Source organism: Methylobacterium sp. WL18, from assembly GCF_008040015.1.
GTDB lineage: Bacteria > Pseudomonadota > Alphaproteobacteria > Rhizobiales > Beijerinckiaceae > Methylobacterium > Methylobacterium mesophilicum.
The window spans coordinates 1-719 of sequence record NZ_VRVD01001171.1; the positions used below are offsets into that span (position 1 = coordinate 1).

Annotated in this window: 1 pseudogene; it reads left to right on the plus strand. The window is 72.7% G+C overall.

The window, feature by feature from the left end:
* Positions 1–719 (plus strand): annotated as a pseudogene (locus tag FV228_RS31610) (autotransporter outer membrane beta-barrel domain-containing protein); the annotation flags it as partial.

Below are 719 nucleotides of genomic sequence, written 5' to 3' on the forward strand. Positions count from 1 at the left end.
CGCCTTCGCGGAGGCGACCAACCAGACCAACGTCTCGGCGACGCTCGGCGGCACCGGCGGCAGCGGCAACACCGGCGGCACGGTCAAGATCGTGAATACCGGCCTCGTCGCCACCGCGGAGGAGGCCGCCTACGGCCTCTACGCGCAGAGCATCGGCGGCGGTGGCGGCAACGGCGTCGCCGCGACCATCGCCAACAGCAGCGCGAACAAGGGCCTGACCCTCAACCTGACCGTGGGCGGCTCCGGGGGGACCGGGGCGCATGGCGGATCGGTTCGGGTCGAGAATAGCGGCGCGGTGACCACCACGGGGACCGAGGCGCATGCGGTGGTCGCCCAGAGCATCGGCGGCGGCGGCGGGAGCTTTTCCGCGCCCTCCGCCGCGACGGCCGACGACGACACGCCTGCCGCGGAGAACGGGACGACAGCTTCCGGGAAGGGGGAATCCAAGACCGACGCCAAGACCGACGCCAAGACCGAGGCCAAAAGCAATTCCACGAGCGACGCGCAGGCCCTGGCGGACGCCCTGCTGGCCGCGCTCGACATCGCGCGGATCGCGCCTCCGGAGGATCCGGCCGGCGTGTCGGAGAAATCCGGCAGCCTGACGCTCGGCGGTTCCGGACGAACGGCGGGCCAAGGCGGCGCCGTGACGGTGGTCCAGGCCGGCTCGATCGCCACGACGGGCTTCGGGGCCGTGGGCATCCTGGCCCAGAGCATCGGCG